Source organism: [Collinsella] massiliensis, from assembly GCF_002161605.1.
In the GTDB taxonomy this organism is placed as follows: Bacteria; Actinomycetota; Coriobacteriia; order Coriobacteriales; family Coriobacteriaceae; genus Enorma.
In genome coordinates this window covers 25,372-33,473 of the sequence record NZ_NFIE01000022.1, presented here as the reverse complement: position 1 = coordinate 33,473, position 8,102 = coordinate 25,372, and the positions used below count along the sequence as shown (strand labels likewise).

Genomic DNA, 8,102 nt, shown 5'->3' with positions numbered 1-8,102 from the left:
CGACTTGCCGCGCCCCGCCCCCCGGGACGCCGCGCCCGTGGCCGCCGACCGCCGGGCGCTCCTCGCGCAGCTCTCCTACGACGAGCTCACGCGCACGCTCCTCCATGCGTTCATCGGAACGGCCGAGCCGCATCGCGCCCAGCGGGAGGCGCTCGACGCCCTCGCGCGCGGGGAGCGCACGCTCGCCGTCATGGGGACGGGGCGCGGCAAGTCGCTCATCTTCCAGGTGCACGCCGTGCGCGAGGCGGTGCTGCGCGGCCGGGCGAGCATCCTCGTCTACCCGCTGCGCGCGCTCGTGGCCGATCAAGCGTTCCATCTCGTAAACGCCTGCGCCGCCCTCGGCGTGCGCGCCGCCGTGCTCACGGGCGAGAGCACGCCCGCGGCGCGCGACCGGGCGTTCGCCGCGCTCGCGGCGGGCTCGCTCGACATCGTGCTCACCACGCCGGAGTTCCTCGCCATACACGTCCGGCGCTTCGAGCGCTGCGACCGCGTGGGCTTCGTCGTCGTCGACGAGGCGCACCATGTGGCGCGCGCCCGCGCGGGCGAGCGGAGCGCCTACCTGGAGCTGCCGCACGTGCTCGCCGCGCTCGGGGAGCCCTGCGTGCTCGCCGTCACCGCCACGGCCGACGCTGCCGCCGCGCGCGACATCACGGGGCTTCTGGGCATCGAGCGCGTCGTGGTCGATCCCACGGTCCGCGAGAACCTGGAGCTGGAGGACGACCGCGACCTCGCGAGCCGCGAGAACCGCCTCGTCTCCATCGTGGCGACGGGCGAGAAGTGCGTCGTGTACGTCAACTCGCGCGACCAGGCCACCTCCCTCGCCCGCACCCTGCGCAAGCGCGTGCCGGAGCTCGCGGGCCGCGTCGCGTTCTACCACGCGGGGCTCGCGCGCGCGGACCGGGCGCGCGTCGAGGAGGCGTTCCGCGCGGGCGGCATCACTTGCATCGTGTCCACCTCCGCGTTCGGCGAGGGGGTGAACCTGGCCGACATCCGCCATGTGGTCCTCTACCACATGCCATTCTCGGCCACGGAGTTCAACCAGATGAGCGGCCGCGCCGGCCGCGATGGGGAGCCCGCAACCGTCCACCTGCTCTACTCCGCGCGCGACGCCCGCATCAACGAGCGCCTGCTCGACGCTGCCGCCCCCGAGCGCGATGAGCTCGTCACGCTCTACCGGGCGCTGCAGACCATGTGGCGCTCGAACCTCACGCAGACGGGCGAGCGGAGCTTCTCGGCGACCGACCGCGACATCGCGGGCATGTGCCTCGCCATCGACGCGCGCACGCCCGTGGACGAGCGCATGGTCGAGAGCGGCATCGCCATCTTCGAGGAGCTCGGCTTCACGACCGTCTCGGGCGCGGATGCCGCGCGCCGCATCGAGATGGTCGAGAACCCGGGGCGCATGGAGCTCACCGCCTCCATCCGCTATCTCGAGGGCTTGCGCACGCGCAGCGCGTTCGACGCCTTCCGCCGCTGGGCGCTCGATGCCCCCGCTCGTGATATGCTTGCACGAGTGAACCGTCCTATCACGCCGCAGGCTCCCGCGGCCCGGGGTTAGGGGATACCATGGATGCTGCAACGCGTGCCGCGCACGATGCGTCGCTCATGTCGTCCGCGAAGATGATGCACTACACCTGCGCGGACGACCTGCCGCCCGAGATCTGCGCGGACGATTACGACAACCTGGCGCAGCTGTGCGCGAAGTACATGAGCGCGGAGGACTGCGCCACGGTGGAGCACGCCTACTGCTTCGCCGCCGAGAAGCACTCCGCGCAGCGCCGCCGCTCCGGCGAGCCCTACATCAACCATCCCGTCGAGGTCGCCATCATCCTGGCGGAGCTCAACATGGACTGCGACGTGGTGTGCGCGGCGCTCCTGCACGACACGGTCGAGGACACCGAGGTCTCGCTCGCCGACGTGACGAGCCTCTTCGGCGAGACGATCGCCGTGCTCGTGGACGGCGTCACGAAGCTCACGAACATCGAGGTCGACAACATCGACGAGAAGCAGGCGCTCAACCTGCGCAAGATGTTCCTCGCCATGTCGCAGGACATCCGCGTCATCATCGTCAAGCTTGCCGACCGCCTGCACAACATGCGCACCCTCGCCGCGCTGCGCGAGGACCGGCGCCTGTTCAAGGCGCGCGAGACCATGGACGTGTACGCGCCGCTCGCCGACCGCCTGGGCATGAGCTCGATCAAGTGGGAGCTCGAGGACCTCTCGTTCTTCTACCTCGAGCCCGAGGCGTACCAGCGCATCGCGCGCATGGTGGCCGAGAGCCGCGAGGTGCGCGAGCGCTACCTCGCCGAGACCATCAAGACGCTCACCGACGAGCTCAAGCGCGCCGGCCTCACCGATTTCCAGGTGAACGGCCGCTCGAAGCACTACTGGTCCATCTACCAGAAGATGAAGCGCAAGGGCAAGGAGTTCTCCGAGATCTACGACCTCGTGGCGCTCCGCGTGATCTGCCGGACGGTGGGCGACTGCTACTCGGCGCTCGGTGCGGTGCACACCCTCTGGCACCCCATGCCCGGCCGCTTCAAGGACTACATCGCCACGCCGAAGCTCAACAACTACCAGTCGCTCCATACCACGGTCATCGGCCCCACGGCGCGCCCGCTCGAGATCCAGATCCGCACCTACGAGATGCACGAGCAGGCGGAATACGGCATCGCCGCCCACTGGCTGTACAAGAAGTCGGGCGGGTCGAGCGCTGCGAAGAGCTCGGAGGCGCAGAAGCTCGACGACCAGATCAACCGCCTCAAGCACTCGCTCGACTGGGTGACGGCCGAGGAGATCGACGACCCCAAGGAGTTCCTCGACACGCTCAAGGTCGACCTCTACGACCAGGAGATCTTCGTCTTCACGCCGAAGGGCGAGCTCATGAGCCTGCGCGCGGGCGCCACGCCGCTCGACTTCGCCTATGCCGTCCACACCGAGGTGGGCAACCACTGCGTGGGCGCGCGGGTGAACGGCGTGCAGACGCCGCTCGCGCACGAGCTGCAGATGGGCGACCGCGTGGAGATCCTCACGAACAAGAACGCGCGGCCCTCGCGGGACTGGCTCGCGCTTGTGCGCACCCCCTCGGCGCGGTCGAAGATCAAGCGCTACTTCGCCGCCGCCACGAAGGACGAGAACGCCGCCGCCGGCCGCGAGGCGCTCGCGAAGGACCTGCGCAAGCGCGGCTACGGCATCTCCACGCAGCGCACGACGCGAGCGCTGAACACCGTGTGCGAACAGCTCAACTACGTGCGCGTCGAGGACCTGTTCGCGGCGATCGGCTCGGGGAAGGTGGCGTGCCGCATGGTGGGCAACCGCGTGCAGCAGATCCTCGACCCGCAGCCCGAGGAGAAGCACGGCTCGGACGCGGAGGCGGTGCTCGTCCAGCGCGGGACGAACCGCAAGCCGCGCCGTCCCCGCCGCGACAACTCCGGTGTGATCGTGAAGGGCAACGCGGGCAACGACCTGCTCGTGCGCCTCGCGCACTGCTGCAACCCCGTCGCGGGCGACGACATCGTGGGCTTCATCACGCGCGGTCGCGGCGTGTCGGTGCACCGGGCGAACTGCCCGAACGTGAAGGGCCTCATGGAGCATGCGGAGCGCATGATCGAGGTCGAATGGGATACGGGGGCGGATGCGCTCTTCCAGGTGGAGATCGTGGTCGAGTGCCTCGACCGCATGGGGCTGCTGAAGGACGTGACGATCGCCATCGGCGATGCGGGCGCGAACATCCTCTCCGCCTCCACCTCGACCGACCGCGATGGCGGCGCCGAGCTGCGCTTCCTCGTGCAGATCTCGGACGCGAGCGGGCTCGACCCGCTGCTCGCGCAGATCAGCCGGGTGGAGAGCGTCTACGACGCGCGGCGCCTCATGCCGGGGGAGGGTGCCACGACCCGCAAGCCGCGCGGATAACTTGTTCGGGCGGGGGCGTCCGGCGTTTTCCTCCACTGCTCAGACAGTCCTCGGAACAAGGCCGAGGGGCCTTGTTCCTGCGGAACTCGCGTGGAGGAAAACGCCGGACGCCCCGCACGAGGGTTACGGTGTCGCGCGGGTTGCGGGGTGCCACGGGGCCTCCGCACAGTAGTTTTTGATGAAAGGGTTGTTATGGGTGAGGTGGATACGAAACCGATGGGGCATGTGAGGGTCGAATCGGTTGTGAATGGGCCGGTGGAGACGAATACGTATTTCGTCATCTCCGGGGACGAGGCGCTCGTGATCGATCCGGCGTGGGACGGGGAGCACCTTGCGCGCACGTTCTTGGAGGCGCACCCGGACGTGCGCGTCACGGGGATCGCGTGCACGCATGCGCATGCGGACCACACCGGCGGCGTGGCGGGCATGCGGTGCGTGCTCGGCGACGCGGTGCCCTTCATCGTGTCCGAGGTCGACGCCGCGTACCTTACGCGCGCGGTCGATGCCATGCGCGAGCTCTGGGGCATCGAGTCGGAGGTTCCGCCCGCACCCGACCGCACCGTGCGCGAGGGCGACCGCATCCGCGTGGGCGACGTCTCGTTCCAGGTGATCGAGACGCCGGGGCACACCCCGGGCGGCATCGTGCTGTTCGCGGCCACGGAGGACGGCGACATCGCCTTCGTGGGCGACACGCTCTTCCCGGGCGGGTGCGGCCGCACGGACCTCGAGGGCGGCGACACCGCCGCCATCATGCCCTCGATCGCGAAGCTCGGCGCGAGCCTGCCCGTCGACACGCGCTGCTGCATCGGCCACGGCCCCTCGACCACCATCGCCCGCGAGCTCGAGGTGAACCCGCTCATGAGCCAGGTGCGCCGCTCGGACGAGCGGTAGCCGCGGGGCGCCTGTGTTTCACGCGCGCGACGGCGCAAGACGTTCGCTGCGCACGCTGCCGGGCGTGGTATCCTAGTCGTTGTGTTCAATTCCATGCATGGGAGGTTTTGTATGCTCGTCAATGCAGCCGAAATGCTCAAGAAGGCCGAGGCCGGCCACTATGCCCTCGGCGCGTTCAACACGAACAACCTGGAGTGGACGCTCGCCATCCTCCAGGCGGCCGAGGAGGCCCAGTCGCCGCTCATCATCCAGTGCAGCGCCGGTGCCGCGAAGTGGATGGGCGGCCTCAAGGTCTGCGCCGACATGGTGAAGGCCTGCGTCGAGTCCCAGGACATCAGCGTCCCCGTCGCCATCCACCTCGACCACGGCACCTATGAGGATTGCTTCAAGGCCATCGACGCCGGGTTCACCTCGATCATGTACGACGGCTCCCACGAGGAGACGTTCCAGATCAACCTCGACCGCACCAAGGAGCTCGTCGAGATCGCCCACAGCAAGGGCCTCTCCATCGAGGCCGAGGTCGGCGGCATCGGCGGCACCGAGGACGGCGTGACCTCCAACGGCGAGCTCGCCGACCCCGCCGAGTGCAAGCAGATCGCCGAGCTGGGCGTCGACTTCCTGGCCTGCGGCATCGGCAACATCCACGGCGTGTACCCCGATGACTGGGCTGGCCTTTCCTTCGATCGCCTGGCCGAGATCAAGGCCGAGGTCGGCGACCTGCCGCTCGTGCTCCACGGCGGCAGCGGCATCCCCGAGGACCAGATCAAGAAGGCCATCTCGATGGGCGTGTCCAAGATCAACGTGAACACGGACCTGCAGATCGCCTTCACGACCGCCCTGCACGAGTACTTCGCCGAGGGCAAGGACACCCAGGGCAAGGGCTACGACCCGCGCAAGGTGCTCAAGCCCGGCCGCGAGGCCATCGTCGCCCGCACGCGCGAGCTCATGGAGCAGTTCGGCTCGGTGGGCATGGCCTAATGTAAAATTACCCCAGGGGTTTTCTTACATGGGCGAGCTTCCGGCGGTGGCTGGAAGCTCGCCTTCTTTATGCCTTGCGCGAGCGCACCACGTAGCGGTAGCGGTCGCTCGCGATGAGCTGGCGGTTCACGTAGACGATGTCGCTCGGGTCCCGCCCGTAGACCGTCTCGAGCACCTCGAGCAGCGCGTCGCCCTCCGCCACATCGAGCAGCTCGGCGGTCTGGGCATCCGCCCGGCCGATGCTGAAGCTGTCCTCGAAGCCGCAGATCACCGTGCCGCCCTCGGTCTTGAGGATCTCGAAGAGCGAGCGGTTCTCGAGCGCGCACCCCAAGAGGAAGCGGTAGCGCTGCGGGAAGTAGTCGTGCTCGACGATCACGGGCGTGCCCCCCGCCATCCGGAGGCGCCGGATCTCGATGAGCCGCTTGTCCGTGCAGCCCAGGAGCGCGGCGATGGACGGGTCGGCGGGCATCTCGCCCGTCATGAGGATGCGCGTCGCGGGCTCGAGGCCCATCTCGAGGCAGGTCTCCGTGAAGCTGCCCGAGGTGAGCGCGCTCTCGACGATGGTGGTCGGCCGCACGAACGTGCCCTTGCCGCGCCGCTTGACGAGGACGCCCTCGTCGACGAGCATCCCGAGCGCCGCGCGGACGGTGACCCTGCTCACCCCGTACGCCTCGACGAGCTCGCTTTCCGAGGGCAGGCGATCGCCCGGTTTATAGATGCCGTCCCCGATTTTCCGGGAGAGGTCGGCGCGGAGCTGCTCCTGCAGCGTGAATGCATATCGGTTCTCGGCTTCGCTCACAGGTGGCTCCTCAGTACATGCGCCAAGGGTGCGCGAATGAATAACGAACGTAACCTATTGTATACGTCGGGCGATGCGCGCGCACGGTTTCGCACGAGGCGGCCGTGCCCCTGCGGATACGTCGCCCCGCGGCAGCCCGCCTGCGCTCGAACGCGCCTTCTGCCCCGCACCCTGCCGCTCGCCTGTAACAGGTTGCGCGCTCGGGAATTTCATACCTAAACCTGTATTAACTTATGTTATGACTTATATGTACGCATGACCGAAGAATCGGGGGGTGGTTGGTATGCCGGAAGCGGAGAAGAGCAGGTTCCTCTCTTTGTTCCGCGAGCGAAAGCCCGTGATGGCGATGCTCCATCTGAAGGGGTCGGATCCAGACGATGTCTTCGAGCGCATGAAGCGCGAGCTCGACATCTACGTGCGCGAGGGCGTGGACGCCGTCATCGTCGAGGACTATTTCGGCACCTACGGGGATATGCGACGGGCGCTCGCCTACATCCAGGAAACGAAGCCGGACATCGTCTACGGGGTGAACTGCCTCAACATCGACGCCATGGGCTTCGAGCTCGCGATGGAGTTCGACGCGGCGTTCGTGCAGCTCGACTCCGTGGTGGGGCACGTGAAGCCGCGCGACGAGGAGGCGCTCGCGGCGTTCCTCGAGCTCTACCGCAGCCGTTATACGGGTTGCGTCCTCGGCGGGGTGCGCTTCAAGTACCAGCCCGTGCTCTCAGAGCGCTCGCTCGAGGAGGACCTCGCCATCGCGCGCGGCCGCTGCGACGCGGTGGCGGTGACGCAGGACGCGACCGGCCAGGAGACGTCGCTCGACAAGATCCGCGCCTTCCGCGCGGGCCTCGGCGACTTCCCGCTCATCGTCGCGGCGGGCGTCACCCCGGAGAACCTGCGGGAGAGCTTCAAGATCGCCGACGGCGCCGTGGTGGGCAGCTATCTCAAGGACACGCACCGCGACGATGGCGAGCTCTCGGCGGCGCACGTGCGGGAGTTCATGGACGCCGTCCGGCGCGTGAGGGAGGAATGCGCATGATCAAGATGACCCGTGTCGACCACCGACTGCTGCACGGCCAGGTCGCGTTCACGTGGATCAAGGCGGTGGGGGCGGACTGCATCCTCATCGCCAACGACGCCGTGGCCAAAGACGAGCTGCGCATGGCGGTGCTCAAGATGGCCAAGCCCCAGGGCACGAAGCTCGTCATGAAGAGCGTCGACGACTCCATCAAGGCGCTCATAAGCGGCGTGACCGACAAGTACAACCTGTTCATCATCACCGAGAGCATCGAGGACGTGTGGCGCCTGTGCCGCGCGGTGCCCCAGATCCGCGAGGTGAACATCGGCGGCGTGAAGCCGGAGGACGGCAAGCGCCAGATCTCGAAGGCCGTGTTCGTCTCGGATGAGGAGTGCGCGCGCATCCGCGATCTGGTGGACGACGGCGTCCACGTGTTCGTCCAGATGACCCCGTCCGACGAATCGGACGAGGCCATGAAGCTCATCGGTTAGGGAGGAGCGTTCC

At 68.0% G+C, this 8,102-nt stretch carries 7 protein-coding genes; 6 read left to right on the top strand and 1 reads right to left on the bottom strand.

Annotated features, from left to right (window positions below; translation table 11 throughout):
* The 4 genes from B5G02_RS08990 to fba all read left to right on the top strand — a co-directional run.
* Positions 1–1,558, top strand: a 1,558-nt coding sequence (locus B5G02_RS08990; protein WP_143758304.1) for a helicase-related protein, incomplete at its 5' end; no start/stop codon positions are given.
* A gap of 8 nt (positions 1,559–1,566) precedes the next feature.
* Positions 1,567–3,912, top strand: coding sequence for a RelA/SpoT family protein (locus tag B5G02_RS08985; RefSeq protein ID WP_094335966.1), 2,346 nt, complete (start codon positions 1,567–1,569; stop codon positions 3,910–3,912).
* A 255-nt stretch (positions 3,913–4,167) separates the two neighbouring features.
* The gene (locus B5G02_RS08980; RefSeq protein WP_241146213.1) at positions 4,168–4,803 is read left to right on the top strand and encodes an MBL fold metallo-hydrolase; all 636 of its coding nucleotides are present in this window, start codon (positions 4,168–4,170) and stop codon (positions 4,801–4,803) included.
* 111 nt (positions 4,804–4,914) lie between these two features.
* The gene (gene fba, locus B5G02_RS08975; RefSeq protein WP_094335964.1) at positions 4,915–5,781 is read left to right on the top strand and encodes a class II fructose-1,6-bisphosphate aldolase; all 867 of its coding nucleotides are present in this window, start codon (positions 4,915–4,917) and stop codon (positions 5,779–5,781) included.
* A 67-nt stretch (positions 5,782–5,848) separates the two neighbouring features.
* On the opposite strand, the gene B5G02_RS08970 is transcribed toward fba, so the two are convergent.
* Positions 5,849–6,580 (bottom strand): GntR family transcriptional regulator, encoded by a 732-nt coding sequence (locus tag B5G02_RS08970; RefSeq protein ID WP_094335963.1) that lies wholly within the window; start codon positions 6,578–6,580, stop codon positions 5,849–5,851.
* A gap of 283 nt (positions 6,581–6,863) precedes the next feature.
* Here B5G02_RS08970 and B5G02_RS08965 point away from each other — a divergent pair, with 283 nt between their 5' ends.
* Both B5G02_RS08965 and B5G02_RS08960 read left to right on the top strand, forming a co-directional pair.
* The gene (locus B5G02_RS08965; RefSeq protein ID WP_094335962.1) at positions 6,864–7,619 is read left to right on the top strand and encodes a BtpA/SgcQ family protein; all 756 of its coding nucleotides are present in this window, start codon (positions 6,864–6,866) and stop codon (positions 7,617–7,619) included.
* Complete coding sequence (locus B5G02_RS08960) at positions 7,616–8,089, top strand: PTS sugar transporter subunit IIB (RefSeq protein ID WP_019239485.1); 474 nt, start codon at positions 7,616–7,618, stop codon at positions 8,087–8,089. The genes B5G02_RS08965 and B5G02_RS08960 overlap by 4 nt, the downstream gene beginning before the upstream one ends.
* The last annotated feature ends 13 nt before the right edge of the window (positions 8,090–8,102 follow it).

Bases quoted from the DNA above. Each gene is read 5' to 3' on its own strand.
- fba (WP_094335964.1), top strand. From the start codon at position 4,915: ATGCTCGTCAATGCAGCCGAAATGCTCAAGAAGGCCGAGGCCGGCCAC.
- B5G02_RS08985 (WP_094335966.1), top strand. From the start codon at position 1,567: ATGGATGCTGCAACGCGTGCCGCGCACGATGCGTCGCTCATGTCGTCC.
- B5G02_RS08960 (WP_019239485.1), top strand. From the start codon at position 7,616: ATGATCAAGATGACCCGTGTCGACCACCGACTGCTGCACGGCCAGGTC.
- B5G02_RS08965 (WP_094335962.1), top strand. From the start codon at position 6,864: ATGCCGGAAGCGGAGAAGAGCAGGTTCCTCTCTTTGTTCCGCGAGCGA.